At 68.1% G+C, this 18,467-nt stretch carries 22 protein-coding genes and 1 pseudogene; 14 read left to right on the top strand and 9 right to left on the bottom strand.

Annotated features, from left to right (window positions below; genetic code table 11):
• Both ACZ6I1_RS34360 and ACZ6I1_RS34355 read right to left on the bottom strand, forming a co-directional pair.
• Positions 1–915: S8 family serine peptidase (locus tag ACZ6I1_RS34360; protein ID WP_469292986.1), on the bottom strand; the 915-nt coding region annotated here is incomplete at its 3' end.
• 55 nt (positions 916–970) lie between these two features.
• Positions 971–1,357, bottom strand: coding sequence for a protease inhibitor I9 family protein (locus tag ACZ6I1_RS34355; RefSeq protein WP_469292984.1), 387 nt, complete (start codon positions 1,355–1,357; stop codon positions 971–973).
• 49 nt (positions 1,358–1,406) lie between these two features.
• Here ACZ6I1_RS34355 and ACZ6I1_RS34350 point away from each other — a divergent pair, with 49 nt between their 5' ends.
• From ACZ6I1_RS34350 to ACZ6I1_RS34340, 3 genes and pseudogenes are all read left to right on the top strand, one after another.
• Positions 1,407–1,886 (top strand): hypothetical protein, encoded by a 480-nt coding sequence (locus tag ACZ6I1_RS34350; protein ID WP_469292982.1) that lies wholly within the window; start codon positions 1,407–1,409, stop codon positions 1,884–1,886.
• Between the two features lie 37 nt (positions 1,887–1,923).
• Complete coding sequence (locus ACZ6I1_RS34345) at positions 1,924–2,346, top strand: hypothetical protein (protein WP_469292980.1); 423 nt, start codon at positions 1,924–1,926, stop codon at positions 2,344–2,346.
• Between the two features lie 232 nt (positions 2,347–2,578).
• Positions 2,579–2,694, top strand: a pseudogene (locus ACZ6I1_RS34340) (HNH endonuclease); the annotation flags it as partial.
• A gap of 173 nt (positions 2,695–2,867) precedes the next feature.
• On the opposite strand, the gene ACZ6I1_RS34335 reads toward ACZ6I1_RS34340, so the two are convergent.
• Together ACZ6I1_RS34335 and ACZ6I1_RS34330 are read right to left on the bottom strand one after the other, a co-directional pair.
• Positions 2,868–3,776 (bottom strand): hypothetical protein, encoded by a 909-nt coding sequence (locus tag ACZ6I1_RS34335; protein ID WP_469292978.1) that lies wholly within the window; start codon positions 3,774–3,776, stop codon positions 2,868–2,870.
• 413 nt (positions 3,777–4,189) lie between these two features.
• Complete coding sequence (locus ACZ6I1_RS34330; RefSeq protein ID WP_469292977.1) at positions 4,190–6,361, bottom strand: phospholipase D-like domain-containing protein; 2,172 nt, start codon at positions 6,359–6,361, stop codon at positions 4,190–4,192.
• Positions 6,362–6,812: 451 nt separating this feature from the next.
• On the opposite strand from ACZ6I1_RS34330, the gene ACZ6I1_RS34325 reads away from it, so the two are divergent.
• From ACZ6I1_RS34325 to ACZ6I1_RS34315, 3 genes are all read left to right on the top strand, one after another.
• Positions 6,813–7,205, top strand: coding sequence for a nuclear transport factor 2 family protein (locus ACZ6I1_RS34325; RefSeq protein WP_469292975.1), 393 nt, complete (start codon positions 6,813–6,815; stop codon positions 7,203–7,205).
• A 34-nt stretch (positions 7,206–7,239) separates the two neighbouring features.
• Entirely contained in the window at positions 7,240–7,398 is a 159-nt protein-coding gene (locus ACZ6I1_RS34320; protein ID WP_469292973.1) for a hypothetical protein, read from the top strand.
• Positions 7,399–7,609: 211 nt separating this feature from the next.
• Positions 7,610–8,092 carry an Imm21 family immunity protein gene (locus ACZ6I1_RS34315; protein ID WP_469292972.1) on the top strand — a complete coding sequence of 161 codons (483 nt, stop codon included), beginning with the start codon at positions 7,610–7,612 and terminating at the stop codon, positions 8,090–8,092.
• A gap of 39 nt (positions 8,093–8,131) precedes the next feature.
• Here ACZ6I1_RS34315 and ACZ6I1_RS34310 read toward each other — a convergent pair whose 3' ends face one another.
• The gene (locus tag ACZ6I1_RS34310; protein WP_469292971.1) at positions 8,132–8,416 is read right to left on the bottom strand and encodes a hypothetical protein; all 285 of its coding nucleotides are present in this window, start codon (positions 8,414–8,416) and stop codon (positions 8,132–8,134) included.
• A 1,395-nt stretch (positions 8,417–9,811) separates the two neighbouring features.
• On the bottom strand, positions 9,812–9,940 hold the full coding sequence (locus tag ACZ6I1_RS34305) for a helicase associated domain-containing protein (protein WP_469292969.1): 129 nt from the start codon (positions 9,938–9,940) through the stop codon (positions 9,812–9,814).
• 459 nt (positions 9,941–10,399) lie between these two features.
• On the opposite strand from ACZ6I1_RS34305, the gene ACZ6I1_RS34300 reads away from it, so the two are divergent.
• The 6 genes from ACZ6I1_RS34300 to ACZ6I1_RS34275 all read left to right on the top strand — a co-directional run bounded on the left by ACZ6I1_RS34300 (position 10,400) and on the right by ACZ6I1_RS34275 (position 14,179).
• Positions 10,400–10,891 (top strand): DUF2975 domain-containing protein, encoded by a 492-nt coding sequence (locus tag ACZ6I1_RS34300; RefSeq protein ID WP_469292968.1) that lies wholly within the window; start codon positions 10,400–10,402, stop codon positions 10,889–10,891.
• Entirely contained in the window at positions 10,891–11,112 is a 222-nt protein-coding gene (locus tag ACZ6I1_RS34295) for a helix-turn-helix domain-containing protein (RefSeq protein WP_469292967.1), read from the top strand. Before ACZ6I1_RS34300 ends, ACZ6I1_RS34295 begins: the two co-directional genes overlap by 1 nt.
• Positions 11,113–11,466: 354 nt before the next feature.
• The gene (locus ACZ6I1_RS34290) at positions 11,467–11,808 is read left to right on the top strand and encodes a hypothetical protein (protein WP_469292965.1); all 342 of its coding nucleotides are present in this window, start codon (positions 11,467–11,469) and stop codon (positions 11,806–11,808) included.
• A gap of 34 nt (positions 11,809–11,842) precedes the next feature.
• The gene (locus ACZ6I1_RS34285) at positions 11,843–12,934 is read left to right on the top strand and encodes an IS630 family transposase (RefSeq protein WP_469292964.1); all 1,092 of its coding nucleotides are present in this window, start codon (positions 11,843–11,845) and stop codon (positions 12,932–12,934) included.
• A 242-nt stretch (positions 12,935–13,176) separates the two neighbouring features.
• Positions 13,177–13,992 carry an alpha/beta fold hydrolase gene (locus ACZ6I1_RS34280; RefSeq protein ID WP_469292962.1) on the top strand — a complete coding sequence of 272 codons (816 nt, stop codon included), beginning with the start codon at positions 13,177–13,179 and terminating at the stop codon, positions 13,990–13,992.
• A gap of 25 nt (positions 13,993–14,017) precedes the next feature.
• Positions 14,018–14,179, top strand: a complete 162-nt coding sequence (locus tag ACZ6I1_RS34275) for a transposase (RefSeq protein WP_469292961.1) — start codon at positions 14,018–14,020, stop codon at positions 14,177–14,179.
• Between the two features lie 351 nt (positions 14,180–14,530).
• On the opposite strand, the gene ACZ6I1_RS34270 is transcribed toward ACZ6I1_RS34275, so the two are convergent.
• Complete coding sequence (locus ACZ6I1_RS34270; RefSeq protein WP_469292960.1) at positions 14,531–15,460, bottom strand: AraC family transcriptional regulator; 930 nt, start codon at positions 15,458–15,460, stop codon at positions 14,531–14,533.
• Positions 15,461–15,573: 113 nt separating this feature from the next.
• Here ACZ6I1_RS34270 and ACZ6I1_RS34265 point away from each other — a divergent pair, with 113 nt between their 5' ends.
• Positions 15,574–16,254 carry an NAD(P)H oxidoreductase gene (locus ACZ6I1_RS34265; RefSeq protein ID WP_469292958.1) on the top strand — a complete coding sequence of 227 codons (681 nt, stop codon included), beginning with the start codon at positions 15,574–15,576 and terminating at the stop codon, positions 16,252–16,254.
• 210 nt (positions 16,255–16,464) lie between these two features.
• On the opposite strand, the gene ACZ6I1_RS34260 is transcribed toward ACZ6I1_RS34265, so the two are convergent.
• Both ACZ6I1_RS34260 and ACZ6I1_RS34255 read right to left on the bottom strand, forming a co-directional pair.
• Entirely contained in the window at positions 16,465–16,950 is a 486-nt protein-coding gene (locus tag ACZ6I1_RS34260) for a hypothetical protein (protein WP_469292957.1), read from the bottom strand.
• Positions 16,951–17,005: 55 nt separating this feature from the next.
• The gene (locus ACZ6I1_RS34255) at positions 17,006–17,494 is read right to left on the bottom strand and encodes a hypothetical protein (RefSeq protein ID WP_469292955.1); all 489 of its coding nucleotides are present in this window, start codon (positions 17,492–17,494) and stop codon (positions 17,006–17,008) included.
• Between the two features lie 674 nt (positions 17,495–18,168).
• Here ACZ6I1_RS34255 and ACZ6I1_RS34250 point away from each other — a divergent pair.
• On the top strand, positions 18,169–18,375 hold the full coding sequence (locus ACZ6I1_RS34250; protein ID WP_469292954.1) for an RHS repeat-associated core domain-containing protein: 207 nt from the start codon (positions 18,169–18,171) through the stop codon (positions 18,373–18,375).
• The last annotated feature ends 92 nt before the right edge of the window (positions 18,376–18,467 follow it).

Below are 18,467 nucleotides of genomic sequence, written 5' to 3'. Positions count from 1 at the left end.
CCCAAAAAGATTTTCTTCAGGTCTTGTTGGTGGGGGGGGACGACCCCAGGGGGGGGGGGTGAAAGGGGGGGGGGGGGGGGGGGGCCTCTTGCTGGGGGAGGGGGCCCCGCTGCTACCGCCCGGGTGTGGGCGGTAGCTGGTGTGGGGGGGCAGGGTGTCCCGGGGGTTATCAGAGTCCGGCGGTGTACAGCAGCTGGATCGGGCTGCCCCTGCCAACGCTGCTGAGGACGTCCTTGGTGGATTCCTCGTCGAGCCACGCCACGATGTCCTCGGAGGTGGCTCGAGGTTGAGGCCCTTGTAGAGGGCGGCTGAGCCGGTGACGTGGGGGGCGGCCATCTGGGTGCCGGTGCGGACGGCGCTGCCGCCGGTTGCCGCGGCGGAGGTGATGCCCTGCCCGGGTGTGTAAAGGGCAGTGCATCCGCCGTGGTTCGAGGTGTCCACTTCCTCGTCGAATCGGTTGCTGGAGGTGACCGTCAGGACGGCCGAGGCGCGTGCGGGGGAGTAGTTGCAGGCGTCCGCGGCCTGGTTTCCGGCTGCGGCGACGGGAAGGACGTTCAGGCCGGTCGCGACGTTGGCGGCGGTGTCGACCCATGGTGTTTCCTGGAGGATGACGGCGACCTGCATGACGGCGGGCTTGTTCTGGAGGCGGGCTTGGGCTGCGACGTAGTCCATGTCGGCGATGAGGCCGGCGGCGGTGCCGGTGCCGTTGCAGCCCAGGACGCGGACGGCGACGAGCTTGGCCTGGCGGGCGATGCCGTAGGTGTTGCCGCCGATGGTGGAGGCGACGGCGGTGCCCTGGCCGTAGGAGTCGGCTCGCTGGTGGCCGTCGATGACGGCGTTGAAGCCGCGGGTGGCGCGTCCGCCGAACTCGGGCAGGGCGATGTTGATGCCGGAGTCGACGACGTACACGGTCACGTTGGACGCGATCGCGGTGACGTTGAACTGCCCGTCCAGCGGTAGGTGCTGCTGGTCAATGCGGTCCAGGCCCCACGAGGTCGCCGGAACCGCGGACTAAGTGGTCGCCGCGGCCCGGGTGGGTGGTGGCGGGTGCCTGGGCGGAGTCGGCGGTGGTGACGCTGTCTTCGGTCACGGCGGCCACACCTGGGGTGTTGCGGATCTTGCCGACCTGGGCGGGGGTCAGCTTGACCGCGAAGCCGTTGAGGACGGTGTCGTAGGTGGGAAGGGTGGCAACGCCGGGGAGGGCCTGCTTGGTCACATCGGCGGGGGCGACGCCCTTGTCGAGGGTGACGACGTACTGGCCGGGGACCGCGTTGGCGCTGGCGTTCAGCGGCGCGGGCCGCGCCATGGCGCGCGGCCGGAGTGCCGCAGGCCTGGCCGTACGGTTGGGGGCAAACAACTCCGCTCCATACGGGACCCTGAGTGGTCTGCGCTGCGATAGTCGACGCATGGATCGAACACAGGGACCCGCTGATGTGATGCTCCTGACAGCAGAGGAGCGCGAGGCCGTGCACGCCGCTCTGGTGTCTGCTGGCGCTGACCGCTGGGCTGGCGGGCAGCCATGCACGTTCCATGAACTGCTCGCGAGCTGGGACGATGAAGTGGCGGGGGTGGAGGAGGGGTATTCATGGTGCGCGCCCGAGTTCCTCAACGACATCTGGTGCCGGAGCGCGCTGGCGCGTGTCTGGCCCCTGTTGCCCCCACGCATCCAATCCGTGTGGCAGACAAAGCTCCATGAGCTCGATGAGCGGTTCCGCGCGGCAACCGTCCAATGGCCCGGCCGGGGCGATGACGAGGGGCGTTGGTGGGAGTGGCGCATCCCTCGACTCCTTGAGGCTGAAGCCGGAGACCCCTGTGCACGAGGCTGGCCCTCAGGTTGGGAAATGCTGCCTTTCCCCAAGCCGGATTCCGTTCACGTGATCACCTGAAGCGCGAGCCCGCTCGCCAGCTCTCACCCGGCGATCAATGCAGAGATGTACCAAAATCCGGCGCCGGGACACCACCGAAGCGATCACCGGCGCGATCACGGGCGCCCTGGTCCGCCGGCAGCTCCTCGTCCTCGGCCGGCACGACCAGGACGGCCGGCTGCGCGCGGTCGGCCGCACGGTATCCCTGCGCCTGGACGTCTCCCGGCAGGTTACCGAGCACCTGGCCGCGGCCCGTCCCGGGCACCCCTGGGCAGGGGTCACTTTTGCTTCGGCGTGGGGGAGCCGTGACGTCCTGGACGTCACGCTGGTGCGCCCGGATCTGGTGGCGGAGGTGAGCGCGGACAGGGCCGTTGACCAGAGTGTTTTCCGGCATCCGATCCGGTTTCAGCGGATCGGTCTGGACGTGCCGGTGGACGACGTCCCGCCCTTCTGTCAGGGGGTGGCCACGGCCGCCGGCTGACCGCCCCGCCGCGCGCTTGGTGTCGGGCCACGGATGGCGATCGGAGTGCGATCCGAGGAGTTCTCGGGTCTCGTCCTTCGCCCTCATGATGCCGATTCGGCCGTACCGTCTGCTGCTGGCTTCCCGGCCTCCGCATACGGCGCGGCGCGCGGTCCGGGCACTGCCGCCTCGAGGGCCAGGTGGGCCGGTCAGTTGCGCTGAAAGCTCCCCACCGGCTGGGGGCCTGACGGTGCCGCGCCCGGAGGCGTACGCGAACGACCACGGCCAGGCGGCCTCGTTGGTTGCGGTGACCGCCGGTTCGGACAGAAGCAAGGCGGACCAGGACCGGCCCAGTGGCTCCCGCCCGCCCCGGGAGGCGCTGTGCCGGACTTCTTGAAGGCCGCGTAGTCCGGCTGTTCGGGCGGCGGAACCTCGAAAGCGAACCGCGTGCGCTCCACGCGGGCCGTCACGAGCGGTGGGTGTCGCGATGGCCACGGACTTGGACCGTTTGCCATCGAAGCACGACCACATGCCGTGGGCGGCTACAGGCCAGAAGCGGGCACGGCGCGCTCCCACTGCTCCTCGAACTCTTCCCGGGTGATCTCCTGATCTGCCAGCTCCGGATCGAAGAAGTCGACGACCGGCGGGTTGAAGGGCCAGTCGTCGGGTCCGCTCCTGATGCGGCCGCTCCCGTCCTCACCCAGCTCCACTTCGCGGGTCCGGCGCCCGTCCGATTCAACCTCCATGAGGTAGACCGGGCCGCCGTCGTCCTCGCCGTCCCAGTGGCGCCGCACGTACACGATGCTCCTGTCCGCGAGTGCGCCGAAGCCAGGAAGCCCGCGCTGTACGTCGCGCTCGGCCCGCAGGTCGTCCAGACCCGGAGGCATGAGTGGCGCGTCGATGTCGACTTCTTCGAGGTTGTCGCCCTCGGCCCAGGTCACCGACTCCTGGCTGGTGACAACCTCGGTCCACGCGAACGTTTCCAGGATCTCCCGGGCCGACCGCGCGTGGACCCACCACCATGAACCCCCCATCCCATAGTCGTGCAGGACGAGGAACCGCGCTTTGGCTGCGGGATGTGAAAGAGTCACAGGACCGGACTCTAACCTCTCTCCGACCTTACCCCCGAGGAACGCCCACCTGCTGCGCTCCGTCGCGTAGCTGGACGCCTTCGATCTCGACCTCGCCGCCCAGACAGCCGGCCTCACCCACCAGGCCCCCGCCCGGCAACTGGCCGAACCGCCGCTGACGGCCGGGAAGCCCGCCGCCTCCCGGGCCGCACGGGCGTCACCGAGTGGCGAGCCCCGGAACCCCTGTGGAACGCTTTCTCGGTGAGCCTGCACGGCGACGGATCTGACTGCCGAGGCCGCGACGCTGCTGGACCTACCGAACCACCGTGCGAACGTCCGCACCAGCATCAGCTCGATGCCGGGCCGGAAGCGGTCGTCCATGTGGCGGCGGTCCGGTGAGGTCGTGTCCAGTCCGACCGCCATGCGTGCGCGGGTCAGGACCGGTGCCCAGAGCGCCCTGGGGCAGTACGACCGGGCCGCCCCCGGCTCCCGGTCTTCCATCGGAAGACCGGGGCCGCGCTATGTGCGTTGCCTGCGCTACAGCGCTGTAGCGCTACAGCGCTACAGCGCTCCCGGCCGACGTCGCAACGTTCCTCACTCCCGACCATCCAGGCTCCCGATGGAGACGGTCACGACCGTGCTGAGCGCGAGTGAGGTGGCTGCCCGCAGGTACGTGAACGGCTACCGCGACCCTGAAGTGACGTCGGTCTCGGGGCGGCAACTCGTATGGCGCGGACCCCGAGCGTTCGGGGCGAAACAAGCTGAACCTGGCGGTCTGTTACGAGGGATCACGGTTAGAGGGTACCGGTGATGGAGGTGGTGCCCAGGGTTCCGGTGACGCCCTGGAGGGTGACCGTGGTGGCCGGGGTCCAGGTGCGGTCGGCGTGGCGGATGATGTGGAGGAGTTTGTCGTCGGAGGTGGTGGCGGTGAGCTGGAGCTCGCCGTCGACGTGGGCGGCGCCCATGGACTTGACGGTCACCGTTCCGAGGTGGTCCTTCAGGTCACCGAAGGGGGCCCAGGTGCGGTCCGCGTTGCGGATGGTGTGGTACTGGCGGGTGCCGTTGTCGGTGGCGATGACGACCTGCGCGTCGCTGCCCGTGCCGGCCATGCTCACGGAGCTGATGGGGCCGGTGGTGCCGGCCGCGCTGGCGACGTCACCCCAGCTGCTCCACTGCCCGGCGGTGTTGCGGATGGTGTGGAAGGCTTTGCCGCCGCTGACTGCGATGAGGTGGAGTTCGCCGCTGACGCTGACGCTGACGCTGACGCTGACGCTGGCGGTGGCAGCGGTGGTCACGGTGCCGATCGGTCCGACGGCGCCGGCGACGTCACCGAAGGAGGTCCAGTGCCCGGTGTCGTTGCGGATGGTGTGGAAGAGCTTGCCGTTGGCGAGCGCTACGACGTGGAGGTCGGTGCCGATGGAGACGGCAGAGACCTGCGTGACGTTGCTGAGGACGCCGGGGACGGCGCCCACGTCACCGAAGTTCCCCCAGGTGCCGTCGACCTTGCGGATGGTGTGGTGGATACGGCCGTCGCCACCGAGGGCGACGACGTGGGTGTCGGCGTTGATTCCGGCAGCTGCGGCCGTGCGGACGCCGTTGATGTTCCCGGCCTTGGACTGGACGTCGGTGAAGCCGGTCCAGGTGCCGTCCGCCAGACGGATGCCCTGGTAGAGGCTGGTGTCGGTCTGGACGAGGGCCTCGGTCTTCCAACCGGGATCAAGGGCTGGCGTCTGCAGCCAGCTGGTGCAGTGTGGTCCTGCCTTGATGGTCTCGAAGTTCGACTTGAACGCGTCGTGGACCGCCGGGTTGTCGATCGTCAGCAGCGTTTCGTCGTGCGAGCGGAGGTTGGGGAAGGTGTAGTTGTGGCTTCCGGTGAAGACCAGCTTGCGGTTCGGGACTCCCAGGTAGGTGCCCTCGACGAGCAGGTACTTCGAGTGAATACCGATCGTGCGCGAGGTTCCGTCGCTGCCGGTCGCAGTGCCCGCGCAGCGGGCGATGTAGCCGAGTTTGCCGGCGATCGTGTTCTGGACGGTGGCGCCGAGATTGCCGTCCTCACCGTTGTGCAGCAGTTCCACCTGGCATCCCGCGGCCTGGAGCTGGACCAGCTTGTCGGCCACCTGGGGGCGTGTGAAGGCGTACATGCCGATCCGGATCTGGCTGGTCCCACCGGCGCAGTCGATGTTGTTGAGCAGGGAGACGACGGTGTCCGTGCTGGGGTCGGTGGAGTACGTGGTGCCGGACTTCTCCTGGCGCGGGAAGAAGTGCGTCTTGTACGGGCCGGTGTCCTGGGTCTTGTCATAGTGGGCCAGGCCCGTGCCGGAGGACCCGTAGGCCTGCAGGTCCTGCCAGTAGGCCCGGTAGGCCGCATAGAGGCCGGACCCGTTGTCGGGGAGGGTGACAGCGTTGTTGTAGAGGTTGCGGCGCTGGCTGGTGGTGAGGTTCGCCGAGGTCTGGAAGACCACGTTCTCCGTCGCGCCGATCTTGGAGAACAGGAAGAACTTGTTGTGGTTGATCGCGCCGTCGTCACCGCCCCCGAGGTCGCGGTTGCCGATGCAGCCTCGGGACGCCGGGCAAGCCATCACCCACGAGTCCGCGGTCAGATCGGTGCCCAGCCCGCTGGCCGCCGCGAGAGCGGAGTACTCAGACCCGGTGGCCTTGCCGCTGTCCGGGTCGACGTCCTGGACGGCGTCCCCGTCCACAATGACCTTGACCTTGACCCCCCGCTGCTTGGCCGCGACCAGGGCGCTGCGCACGCCGCCGTCGGTGATCAGGTAGATGGAACCGTTGATCTCCGAAGCCGCCGGCGCCCTGTTGACCAGCGAAATCAACTGATTGCGTATCGCGTCCTGCTGAGCCGCGGTGCCGGCCGGGTCGTTGAAGGTGGCGGTGACCGCCACGGAGTCGTCAACGGCACCTGCCCCAGGGATGTTGAGGAGCGTCAGCCCCACCATCAGCCCTGCAACCACCGCCACTGATCTTGATTTGTGCATGCCTCAGTCTTTCATCACGACTGAAACGGCGTTCCCGGGGTCACGACGTCCCGGGGCCTCCACTTCGCTGACCTCCCAGCTCAACGACGGGCGAGGTGGCGCGTTGAGGGCATACACCACTCAGGGCGACTCTACGATCGAGCCGGTTCGAACTACTCCGCAAGATGATCCTGCTTCAGTAGCTACCTCGGCACTGGCCAGGATCTGCGTCAGAAACCGACGGCACTGGGCTCTCGCTGAGGCAGCATCGTGGTACTCCTCGTGAAGGGTCCCACGCCAGCCGGTCACCGTGCTGCGAGTCATGGTCCGTGGCGCCACCTGCTCCGAATGGCCGCACCCAACGAGGTGGCAGGCAATGGTGACCGGGCGTGGCCGCTGCCCTCCAGCCTGTTTCCGGGGGGATCCTTCTGGGCTCAAGGAGGCTTCCATGACCGAACATCCCAACATCGCTGTGTTCAGACGTGCCATGGACGCCTTCTCGACAGGCGACATGGAAGCTCTGGCGGAAGTGTTCCACCCCGATGTGCGGTGGCACATGCCCGGCCAATCTCCGCTCGCGGGCAACTTCCGGGGCCGTGACGCCGCCTTCGCCGCATTCGAGCTGAACTTCCGACTGTCCGGCGGCACTTACCGCCCGCAACTCCACGATGTGCTCGCCAATGACGCGCACACCGTCGCCCTGCTGCACGCCACGGCGTCCCGTGACGGTAGGGAGCTCGACATGGACTACGCCATCGTGTTCCACATCAGCGACGGAAGGATCACCGAAGGCTGGGAGCTGTGGGCTGACCAGAGGGCGTTCGACGCCTTCTGGTCGTAGCGTGCCGTTCTCGCGTGTGAACGACCCTCACCCAATGGGCCCAGCACGCATCCATACCGCGCTGGCGCGGGTCGGCGGGGTGTCCCTGCTGCGCGGCGCGTCCGGGTCCGCCCGCAGCATCTCGTCGATCAACGGCTTGAACGGATCCAGCCGGGTAGCCCTCGGCGGAAGCTGCTTCCCGGGCTCCGGCTAAGCCGACGTGGCTCTGTACACGGGAATGGGGTTCTGGCACAGATCTTGGGGAGCCGTCGCGGAGGGTGACGGTGTCGTTCGATTGCAAGGGATGGTCGCGAACCCTGGCTCCGTCGCCGCGCACCCCCGGCCAGCACAGGCATGAGGCCGCTCTGTCCGACCCCGCGCATACCCTGTCGGCACTGAGCTGAGGTCCTGAAGGTGGAGGCGGCATGTCTTTGACGTGGCTGGATACGGAGGGCGGCCCGTTCGTCGTGGTTCCACATTCCGCGCTGGCGCACTGGTCGGGAACGGAGGGCGACTACGACCGTGCCTGTGAGGTGATGGATCTCGTTGGAGTCCTCGCGCTGCCTGACGGGGCCGAGGCGCTCGTACTCGGGGACGAACCTCTCTCCACCGCCTACCTTCCTGAGTACCGAGTGCTCGTCCGCTGGTACTACGCGGAGAGCGAGGAAGGTGTAACGGACGTCATCCGGGATGGGCTTCCCACCGCCGAGTGGGAGGAAGGACCGGTGCTGAGCACCACTGGCAAGCTCGTCATGTTCGATGCCGCCTACTTCGGCAATGAAGTAGGGACACTCACGGACGGCACCGCTCTCGAACTCGGCGCTGGCCGTTACCGGGTGGATTCGGCAAGTGTCGAACCCGACGACCTCACGTCCTTCCGCGTCCACCGATTCGTCAAGCTGGCCTGACCCGACGTTGCGCAGATCCTGGGGCTACGCTGCTGAGGGTCACTGAAGCAGGATCATCTTGCGTAGGAGTTCGAATCCGGCTCGGCCGTAGAGCTGCCTTTTGATCTTCTTGATGCGGTTCACGGCGCCTTCGATGCTGCCGGAGCTCCAGTGCAAGGTGAGGCCGGCTGTCACGGCGTCGAGGTCCCAGAGCGGGTGGGGTGCGAAGCCGGTGATGAGGCCGGGTAGTCGGCGGGCGTCGACTGCGTAGATCCAGGCAGGGAGCATGGAGCCGAGGCGGCCCGTGAGCATCTGGCCGAAGTCGCGGACATGCCCGGCGGCCACTGGACGCCGCCCTCTCGCCGACCCCGATCGGACAGCGTCAGTGGCTGGCGCCAGGATCGAGGGATGCTGATCAAGGGATACGACGCGGCCCGTTGGTGCCGGCCGAGTCACTGCTGCACCGCCCGGGCTTCTGGTCGAACTACCTCTTGGCGATGTGCAGCGACGGGGGGTGTGCAGAGCGGCCGGTTCCAGAGTGGTTCGGTGAAGACGGCGCCGATGCCGATGCCGATGCCGATGCCCTGTCCGAGGTCCTCTTCGATCCTGAGCACTGGCCCGTGTTCAGGGTGCCAGCAGAAGACGGACCCGGAGCCGTGGTGATCTACCCACCCTGGACGGCGACTACGGCACCGACTACTTCCTCACCCCTCCAGGCAGAAGCCACGCCGAGCAGATCGCCGGCCGGGACGGAGACTTCTCGGGCACTGGGCTGACATGGCGCGCACTGATCCGGATCGCTGACAGCCCGTCCCTTGCGGACGAAGGCGTCCAGGACACAGCCACCCGCTTCCTGCCGCTGCTTCCCCTCCTCACCGACCCGGACATGCCGGAAACAGCATCGGCAACGCTCATCGCCGCTCTGGCCAGTCGGCGCGCCGCATGACACTGCCTTCCTCGCGGCGGAGCACCTGCTGGCTCACCTTACGAGGAGATCCCGACACGACCCCGTATGGACCTCTCCGCTGAGCGGCAGCTGAGAGGTGGGCCAAACCGCTGATCATGCTGTGCAACGATCTTCGTGTGGCTGGTGTGATCACGGCGTTCGCCGCTGCCGGCGGGGCCGGCAGCGCTGAGCACCGAATGCCGCCGCCGGGGTGCCACTCCATCACCGGCGCGACCACGTCCCCGTGTTCCGGTCACCAGGCCGCCGCAGTCGTACGACCCCGGGCCGGCGTCGCCGGGCTGGACCGCTACCGCCGCAGCTGGCTCCAGTCGGTGAAGGAGAGCATCAGCAGCCACGGTGATGGGGTGAACCCCGTCTGCACCGTTCACCCCACTCCGACACACGCCAACACGGTCAGGGGCACCGGGCTGCCAGCCACACGCCGCGGACCGGCTGCGGCGGCGGGCACGAGCAGGACAGGTTCACGGCAGGGTCGGACATGGCAGAGCCCCCAAGAGGAGTCACCGGACGAACCGCCAGAAATCGGGGCATGCCCCGGGCGGTAACCGGACTGCGACTCCCAGGGGGCAGCCACGCAAGTTCTCGAAAACGCAGATCAAGGCGCCTAAAGGCAAATACGTGGGCTCGCGCTACACCACCGGCCCCTCAGCCCCGCAAGCCCCCCGACCGTGGCACCATTCACACCTTTGAGCGGGGCGGGGGTCGGCGGGGGGGGGGGCTTGTGGTCGGCCGGGACCGTGGATGTGGCCGCGCGGCGGCCCGCGCGTCTTCAGTCAAATCCCGACGGGCGCGCCCTGGTAGGCGGCGTCCAGTGGCGCGAGGAGGTGGCCGTGCTCGGCGGCCCACCCGAGGCCGGCGGCCAAGCCCTCGGCCCAGGCGGTATCGACGTGGGACCAGACCATGCCGGTTTCTCCAGCTGTACGCCACCCGCCGTGGCCAGGCCGAAGGCATCGCCTGCAGCGCCGGCATCAACCCGGCCCAGCTCGCATCGGTCGCCGGTTGGCTACCGGAATGGGCGCAGCTGACCGCCCCGGGCGCCAAGCCACAGGGGAGTGCACCACCACCGGCGAGACGCCCACCGGAGCGCCCTTCCACGACGCCGCCTCTGACTGGCCCGAAGAGGTGCGCAACCACCGCAGCACGGAAGCCAACGCTTCGGCGTAGTCGTATGGCGTCCGCTTTTTGTGGCTTGGCGAGGTCGACTTCGGCGAGATCGAAAATCTTCGCATCGCGCCACGCCACAGGGGTGGGCGGCGGCATCAGGTCATGGCGCGAAACCACCGTTCATGCTCCGGCCCACCCCTTGCGGAATCTATCGAGATTCGATAGATTCCGGTCGTAATTCGATGGAAGGATGGGGTATGGGAAAGCTGACAGTGTTCGCGCTGCGCGCTGTGCTCGTGGTGGTGCTCATCGGCACGGTGTTCGTACAGGCTTTGATGGTGTGGGCGCTGGTCAGTGGGAACGACCCGGAGGACGGGTCGCTCCCACTGACCCCGCTGCGCGTGATCACGATCCTGGGCATCGGGACGGCCCAGGTCGCCCTGGTCTGCGTATGGCGACTGGCGACGATGGTGCGATGCGGAACCGTGTTCTCCCACGCCGCCTTCCGGTACGTGGACGGCATCATCGGCGCGATCGTTGCAGCTGCCCTGGTGTGGTTCGCGGTCACGGCCATCAATGCGCCCGGCCAGCGGGAAGACCCGGGCGTCACCCTCATCATGGGCGGGATCGGCGTGGCCATCCTGGGAGTCGCGCTCATCGTGCTCATGCTGCGGATGCTGCTCGCCCAAGCCGTCGCCCGCGACGTCGAAGCGACGCAGATGCAAGCCGAGTTGGACGAGGTGATCTGATGCCGATCGTCGTCGACATCGACGTGATGATGGCGCGGCGGAAGATGTCCGTGGGCGAGCTCGCGGACCGCGTGGGGATCACGCCCGCCAACCTGGCGGTACTCAAGAACGGTCGCGCCAAGGCGGTGCGCTTTGCGACGCTCGCCGCGCTGTGCGAGGTACTAGCGTGCCAGCCAGGCGACCTGCTTCGCTGGGAGGCGGAGGACGCTGCGGGCGAATGAACCGTGCCCGCCGTTCGCTCTGCCCGGCAAGGCCGCGCATTCCTTCCGCTCTCTCGCGGCCGGCGACTACTGGTTCGACGAGGCGGGCGCCGACGGCCACGACGGCCTCGACAGTCGCCTACGGACTTTCGGCCCGGAGCGCTCGGTGGTCGAGGCGGCTGTCCGGGAGGCGGGCTGGGTGCGCTGCTCAGGGTGCGCGTATGCCGGGCCGTCGGCCAACCACACCTGCACCGACGCCCCGGTCGGCGACCAGTCCCCCTCCCCATCCAAACCCGGGCTGGATCAGGAACACGAACTCGCGCTTCCAAGCCCCGCCACGGCGCTGCTGGCCGAGTCCGGGGCTGCCCAGGCCGATTGCTGCCCAGCGCAGCCGACCCGACGTGGGAGACGGTGCCGCTGCATCTGCGCCAGCAGCTCCGGAGACCCGCGCTGGAGCTGTTGACGCCCGCACGAGGGCCGCTGGCAGCGCGGGAGAACCGGCATCTGCTGTCCGCGGTGAGGGCCGCCGCCGGGATGCGGATGACCGGCGCGCACTGGCTCCTACTGCTCACCACCGGCCGGAAGACTTTCGGCAGCCCGCGCAGCCCGCGCAGCGAGCGTGCTCAGGCGCTGTACGCGGCGCTGGAGCAGGTGGCGGTCCAGCACGCGGCGCCCGCCGAGAATGAGGGCGCTGACCACGTCGTACAGCGCAGCTAGTGACCTGAGTCAGAGGTTTGTCGTTGGTTTGGGTATGAGTCGTCCTGGTCCCGAAGATTCCGCCGTTGTCGGTGACCGATGCCCAGCGTGCTGTCTGGAGGGCTGGTTACGTCGTCGTTCGACGGCGCAGGCTTTGGCTCAGCGGTCGCGGATCGTGCTGGAGTGCGCGGAAGGCCATGCGGTGATGGAGGTGTCGCGGCGGCTTGGGGTCGCTCCGGACACGGTCCGTACCTGGCGGCGGCGTTTCCTGGAGCACGGTCTGGACGGGCTGGGCGACGACCCGCGGCCGGGTGTCCCGCGGAAGATCACCGACGCCGATGTCGAGCGGGTGATCGTGAAAACGCTGGAGGAGACGCCGAAAAACGCGACGCACTGGTCGACCAGGTCGATGGCCGCGGCGACCGGGATGTCTCAGTCGACCGTCTCAAGGATCTGGCGGGCGTTCGCGCTGGCGCCGCACCGTTCGCAGACGTTCAAGCTGTCGACGGATCCGCTGTTCATCGACAAAGTCCGTGATGTTGTCGGTCTCTACCTGGACCCGCCGGAGAAGGCATTGGTCCTCTGCGTGGACGAGAAGTCGCAGATCCAGGCCCTGGACCGGTCCCAGCCGGTCCTGCCGATGATGCCGGGCGTTCCCGAGCGCCGCAGCCACGACTACATCCGCGCCGGCACCACCACCCTCTTCGCGGCCCTCGAGGTCGCGACCGGCAAGGTCATCGGCTCCCTCCACCGCCGCCACCGGGCCGCCGAGTTCAAGAAGTTTCTGGCCAAGGTCGACAAGGAGGTCCCGGCAGATCTTCAGGTCCACCTGATCCTCGACAACTACGCGACCCACAAGACACCCGCCATCAAGAAGTGGCTGCTGACGCACCCGCGCTTTCACCTGCACTTCACACCCACGAGTGCGTCTTGGCTGAACCTGGTGGAGCGGTGGTTCGCCGAGCTCACGCAGAAGAAACTCAAGCGGGGGGTCCACCGCTCCGTCCAGGCCCTCGAGCGCGACATCAGTGCCTGGCTCGTCGACTGGAACGACCAGCCCAGGCCCTTCGTGTGGACGAAGACCGCCGACGAGATCCTCGACAAAGTCGCCGCCTACTGCCACCGATTCTCTGACTCAGGTCACTAGGCCGTTTCTTGCGGATCATCTGACTGACCCTGGCGGGCCGGTCGGTCCGAGCCGCTGTGGGAATTACGTGGCCGTTCGGCCAGGTGACATCTCGTGATCCTGTTCATCCACACAAGATCATCTTGGAGGTCGTCGGCCGTAGCCTGCCGATGGAGGCTCGCGCTACGGCTACCTGTGGAGACGGTTCATCGACGGGGCAACGCCTGGCAGGGCAACGGCAGCAGCAGCATGGGGGAAAGCGGATGTACACGGTGGTCTCGTCGGACGGTACGCCCATCGCCTGCGAGCGGCACGGCGAGACGGGTCCGCCGCTGGTTCTCGTCGGCGGTACGTTGATGACCCGGGCACGGCACGCGCCTCTCGCCTCGCTGCTGTCACGGGACTTCACGGTCTACAACTACGACAGAAGAGGACGCGGCGACAGCGGTGACCATCCGCACTACGACGTGCAGCGCGAGATCGACGACCTGGACGCCGTGATCGAGCGGGCGGGCGGGCCGGCGCTGCTCTTCGGGATGTCCTCCGGAGCCGTTCTGGCCCTGGAGGCCGTTGCCAGGGGCAGCGCGGTCTCTGCGCTCGCCCTGTACGAACCGCCGTTCGTCGTCGACGGTACCCGCCCGCGCCTGCCGTCCGGATACGTCGACCACATCAAGGCCCTCGTCGCACGGGGCGACACCACGGGAGCCCTCACTTGCTTCCTGACCGACGGCCTGGCCATGCCGCCGGCAGCCATCGACGACATGCGGCACACTCCTGTCTGGGATGCGTGGGAAGCCTCTGCCCGCACCCTGCCCTACGACGGCCTGCTCATGGCCGACCTCATGTCCGGACGCCCACTACCCACCGACCGCTGGGCCGATGTGACCATCCCGGTCCTCGTCGGCCACGGCGACGCGGGCGAGACGTACATGGCCAACGCGGCGAAGGCACTTGCCTCCCACGGGGACCACTACACCCTCCACACCCTCCCCGGCCAGAACCACAACGTCGATCCGCCCGCTCTCGCAGCCGTACTCACCGCCTTCTTCACTACGGCGAGGTCGGCGTCCCGGCACTAGGGGTCCGTCTTCGAATGATCGTTCGATGATGGATCACGGTGTTGTGATTCGTCGTCATGAACTGACCGACTCCGAGTGGGAGTTGCTGGCTCCGCTGATACCGAGTGCCGACAGGGGCCGGCCTCGAGCGGAGGACCGCCGGGTGATCAACGGGATGGTCTACAAGATCCGAACCGGGGTGTCCTGACATGACCTGCCGGAACGTTACGGCCCGTGGAAGACGGTCTACACCCGCTTCCGCCGGTATGCCATCGACGGTGTGTTCACCCGGGCCACCCGGGCCCTGCAACAGATCCCGCGTCGACCGCGCCGGCGGCGACCGGTCATGGTCCGCGCTGACAAGGCGTACTTCTCCGCCGACCACCTCGCTTGGCTCCGCAGTTGGGCTTGATCCCGCGGATCGTACGTCAGGGAATCGAGTCCGGCAGAGCGGTTCGGGCGGCACTGCTGGAAGATCGAGCGGTCGATCGCCTGGTTGGCTGGTCTTCGACGAAGACGGGAAGGCGTCAGCCGGTAGGTTGCTGCGCCGGACCGTGACTCAGGCGGTCGCGGCGCGGAACGTTTTGGGACTCAGTCCCTTGTGGCGTTTGAACGCGGCACTGAAGCCGAAGGCGTCGGCATAGCCGACCGACCTTCCGATCTGGGCGATGCTGAGGTCGGTGTCGGTCAGGAGCGTCTCGGCCTCGGCCATGCGGCATTCGGTGAGGTAGGCGAGGGGTGGGCGGCCCATCAGCTTGGTGAAGCGTTTGGCGAAGTGCGCCCGGGAGACGCCGGCTCGCGCGGCCAGCGACGCCACGGTCCAGACCTCGGCGGGCCGGTCGTGGAAGGCCTGGAGGGCGGGAGCGAGGACCGGGTCGGCGAGGCCCCGGTACCAGCTGGGCGCGTCGGCTTCGGCCTGGTCGAACCAGCTGCGCAACGTGCACACCAGGGCCCAGTCGAGGAGCCGGTCCATCAGCGCCTGTGAACCGGCCGAGAGTTGGGCGGCGTCGGCGGCGGCCGTCTCCAGCCAGGCACAGACCTCGGCGTCCTCCTTGATCACCAAGACGGGCGGCAGGGCACTCAGGAGCCGCTCGTGGCGGTGGCCTGAGGCGCGGTAGGCGCCCACGATCAGTGCGGTCGCCTCCTTCGAGTCGGTGCCCCAGTGGATGCCGCCGAGTTCCTGGGCGGTGCACTCGGTACCCGAGGTGAAGCAGGCGATCTCGTACGCCGCATGGGAGCTGTGCACAGTGTGCGGATGGTCCGCGAGATGGAACGGTGCGGGGCCGCTCACGATGGCCGTATCGCCCCTGCCCACCGCTCGCTCGGTGCCGTCGGGCAGCATCAGGGTGCCCCCGCCCCGCAGCACGCTGATCATGGTGAGCGGTGCCTCGTCGGCGAAGCGGATGGTCCAAGGCGCCGTCAGCACGGCGTGGCTGACGACCGAGCCCTCGGCCCGGATGCCACTCAGTAACGAACTCAAAGGATCCACGGAGGCATCGTAGACGATCTCCTATGTTCTGGAGCGATTCTCCCATGGATCATCCACGCCCCGGCAGTTGTACTGGATTCATCGAATTGGACCGAGAACAGCCAGGAGACACCGTGACGCAGCACGGCAGCGATGCCAGGACAGCCCTCGTAGTCGTCGCACACCACCGCACCGACTCCCTCACCGCGCACACGGCTCGCCGTGCTGCCACCCGGCTCGAAGCCGCCGGGTACCGTATTGACTTGCTCGACTTGCATGCCGAGGGGTTCGACCCCCGGATGAACACCTCGGACCAGCCGGACTGGGGCAACAGGGAAAAGCCGTATTCGGACGAAACGCACGCCCATATGCAGCGCATCCTCGACGCCGATGTCATCGTCGCGGTCTTCCCGGTGTACTGGCAGAGCGTGCCTGCGATCCTCAAGGGTTGGATCGACCGCGTATGGAACTACGGGTTCGCCTACGGCCGCAGCAAGCCCCGCCTCGCTGGCAAGCGCATGCTGTGGCTGGGCCTGGCCGGCGCCACTGCCGACGATCCCCTCGTGGAGGGGATGCAAACCGTCCTCGAAACCAATCTGAGCGAAGGCATCGCCTACTACTGCGGTTTCTCCCATTCCACCGTCGGCCTGCTCACCGACGCGGAGGAGCGCCCGCAGCGCGTCGACACCGAAGGCAACCTCCTGATCGGCGAAGCGGTCGGGGGTGCTGAGCGAGAGGCGCAGTACGCCGATCTCGACCGGCGCGCCCGGGAGTTCGTGGAACGGTTCGTTGCCGAGGAACTTGTCACGGCCTGACCGCCCCAGGAGACGGGGAGACGCGCGTGATCGACGGAGCACGCCGCTCTCCTTTGGGGACTGCCGAAGACGAACTCGCCGCCGTGCTTGGACGGTCGCCCGTCCCTGGGGCCATTCGACGCGGGGCGGGGTGGGCCGGCGCATCAGCGTCCAGGGCGCCGCCCCGTGGTTTCCCACGGGGCGGCGCCCCTCTCTTCGTGTCGGGAACGGTCAGTTCAGTGGAGTTTTCGAACCGAGCTCGCCGGGCTTCTTCGGTACCCACGGAATCACGCTGCGGGCTTCCGTGGGGCCCGGCTCGGTCATGACGACGCGCCACTCGTCCTTGTTGCCGCGGCCCATGACCCGGACATTGATGTGCTTGATCTGTCCGGTGCCGTGGAAGTAGAGCACCACGGTCTGCCGGACCGACCCCTCGTCGTAGAACTCTGCCGTCACCTTGCCACGGGCTCCCTTGCCGAACGCCGTGATCCAGTTGGCGGCAGTCTTCTCAGGGGAACTCATGTCGTGGTCGTCCGCGAGGTCCGCCAGTTCGCCGGCGTTCCCGTCGGCGATCTGCCACACCACTTCCTGGGTGACTCCCAGCGATCCGGTGCTCGGGTATCCGACCACCGCCAGCGGCTCGTGCGAACCGTATCCCGTGGCATACCGCGCGTCATCGGCGTCGTACTCGGAGGAGCACCCGGTCAGCACGGTCACGGCCAGCGTGGCTGCAAGGGCGGCCCGTAGGGTCAGTGACAGTCGCACTCTGCGCCTACCGGCCGGATGGCGTCCTCCACCACACCCTGTCCGAGCTGTACCACCCGGTGCGCATCTTCATGCGGCCGCCGTAGTACATGGCCTTCGACACGAAGTTGGTGCGGTCGTTGGACCCGTACTCCTTGTGAATCCTGCCGGCGTTGTTGTGGGCCCAGCTGGCGGTACCCGAGCCGTTGACGTACGCGGCTGTGCTGACGCCCGCCGGAGGTGCCTCCGCCGTGGGTAAGCCGTCCTCTCCCATCATGATGGACCCGGTGTCGTCGGTCGGTGCGCCCGTACTGTCGGCCGGTAGGGCGGCCACCTGGGCTCCCGCTGCGGCTGTGGCGGACAGGATCTGCCCCGCCTCGGCGTCGTCGGACTCGGACTCGGACTCGGACTCGGACTCGGACTCCAGCTTCACGGTCCCACCCGACACGGCGAAAACGAACCGCTTGGCGTGCCGGTCCTCCGAGACCTGGTCGACGCCGTCTACTCGCAGGGTCACCGTCTGTACGACGGTGGTCCGTACGAGCACGCGGTCAGCGGGACCCGTTGACGGTCATGGCGTCCGCCAGGGCCGAGGAGATGCCCACGTACGACTGGTCCTTGGTCGCCAGTGCCTCGGCGTTGGCCACGATGGCGGCTTCCTGCGTGTCGAGGACCTCGCTGAAGACCGCTCCGTGCGGGATTCGGCGGCCGCGTCGGCGGTGTGGGGCTGACGCCGGTCACGACCTTGTTGCGGGCACTGAGGTACGCCTGGATGTAGTCCTTGTAACGGGTTTCTCCCCCTGCCACGACGGCGCCTTGGAGTAGAGCGGTCCGCGATACGGGGCCGCTGCCGACGGCGTTCTTCGGCGTCACCGCCACCCGGTACGAGGTGGCGTTGTCGAGCCCGGTGAAGACGGCGCGCAATGCGCTGCCTTCCCAGGAGCCGACGACCGTGCCGTCGCTCTTCTCGGCCTTTGCCACGTACGTGATCTCACCGTTCGCACCACCGTTCAGGGGCGCGTTCCACACGGCGAGCAGTCCGGTGTCGCCGGCGGAGGCGGCGAGGTCGGAGACCTCACCGGGTGCGGTCGGCGGCAGGTACTCGATCGTGAGCTGGGCCGCTGAGTGGCGTTCGCTGCCCCACCCGAGTGGTACTCCGCTCCGGCCGCCGCGCCGGGGACGGTGAGCACCATGCCTTCGTTCCCGCCGCGGTCGATCCAGGACTGCATCGCGGAGACGCAGTCCGGCCTGTTCCTGATGGGGGCGCGGCTCTATGATCCCGCCACCGGACGGTTCACCTCGGTCGACCCGGTCGAAGGCGGCAACGCCAACGCCTACGACCGCTGCCAGCGGGCATGGAACACGGGGAGGATGGCCAACCGCGGCGACTACATGTGACCGACCGCGGGGGGGGGGGGGGGGGGGGGGGGGGGGGGGGGGGGGGGGGGGGGGGGGGGGGGGGGGGGGTGGGGGCGGATGCGGCGCAGTCC

It is taken from the genome of Streptomyces sp. NPDC046303 (assembly GCF_055588085.1).
This window is presented reverse-complemented; position numbering and strand designations above follow the sequence as displayed.

Excerpts from the sequence above, each read along its gene's own strand:
- ACZ6I1_RS34280 (WP_469292962.1), top strand. The coding sequence starts at position 13,177 with ATGTACACGGTGGTCTCGTCGGACGGTACGCCCATCGCCTGCGAGCGG.
- ACZ6I1_RS34320 (WP_469292973.1), top strand. The coding sequence starts at position 7,240 with ATGGGCCCAGCACGCATCCATACCGCGCTGGCGCGGGTCGGCGGGGTG.
- ACZ6I1_RS34325 (WP_469292975.1), top strand. The coding sequence starts at position 6,813 with ATGACCGAACATCCCAACATCGCTGTGTTCAGACGTGCCATGGACGCC.
- ACZ6I1_RS34275 (WP_469292961.1), top strand. The coding sequence starts at position 14,018 with ATGATGGATCACGGTGTTGTGATTCGTCGTCATGAACTGACCGACTCC.
- ACZ6I1_RS34315 (WP_469292972.1), top strand. The coding sequence starts at position 7,610 with ATGTCTTTGACGTGGCTGGATACGGAGGGCGGCCCGTTCGTCGTGGTT.
- ACZ6I1_RS34335 (WP_469292978.1), bottom strand. The coding sequence starts at position 3,776 with ATGGACGACCGCTTCCGGCCCGGCATCGAGCTGATGCTGGTGCGGACG.
- ACZ6I1_RS34345 (WP_469292980.1), top strand. The coding sequence starts at position 1,924 with ATGCAGAGATGTACCAAAATCCGGCGCCGGGACACCACCGAAGCGATC.
- ACZ6I1_RS34300 (WP_469292968.1), top strand. The coding sequence starts at position 10,400 with ATGGGAAAGCTGACAGTGTTCGCGCTGCGCGCTGTGCTCGTGGTGGTG.
- ACZ6I1_RS34285 (WP_469292964.1), top strand. The coding sequence starts at position 11,843 with ATGAGTCGTCCTGGTCCCGAAGATTCCGCCGTTGTCGGTGACCGATGC.
- ACZ6I1_RS34250 (WP_469292954.1), top strand. The coding sequence starts at position 18,169 with ATGCCTTCGTTCCCGCCGCGGTCGATCCAGGACTGCATCGCGGAGACG.
- ACZ6I1_RS34295 (WP_469292967.1), top strand. The coding sequence starts at position 10,891 with ATGCCGATCGTCGTCGACATCGACGTGATGATGGCGCGGCGGAAGATG.
- ACZ6I1_RS34305 (WP_469292969.1), bottom strand. The coding sequence starts at position 9,940 with ATGGTCTGGTCCCACGTCGATACCGCCTGGGCCGAGGGCTTGGCCGCC.
- ACZ6I1_RS34350 (WP_469292982.1), top strand. The coding sequence starts at position 1,407 with ATGGATCGAACACAGGGACCCGCTGATGTGATGCTCCTGACAGCAGAG.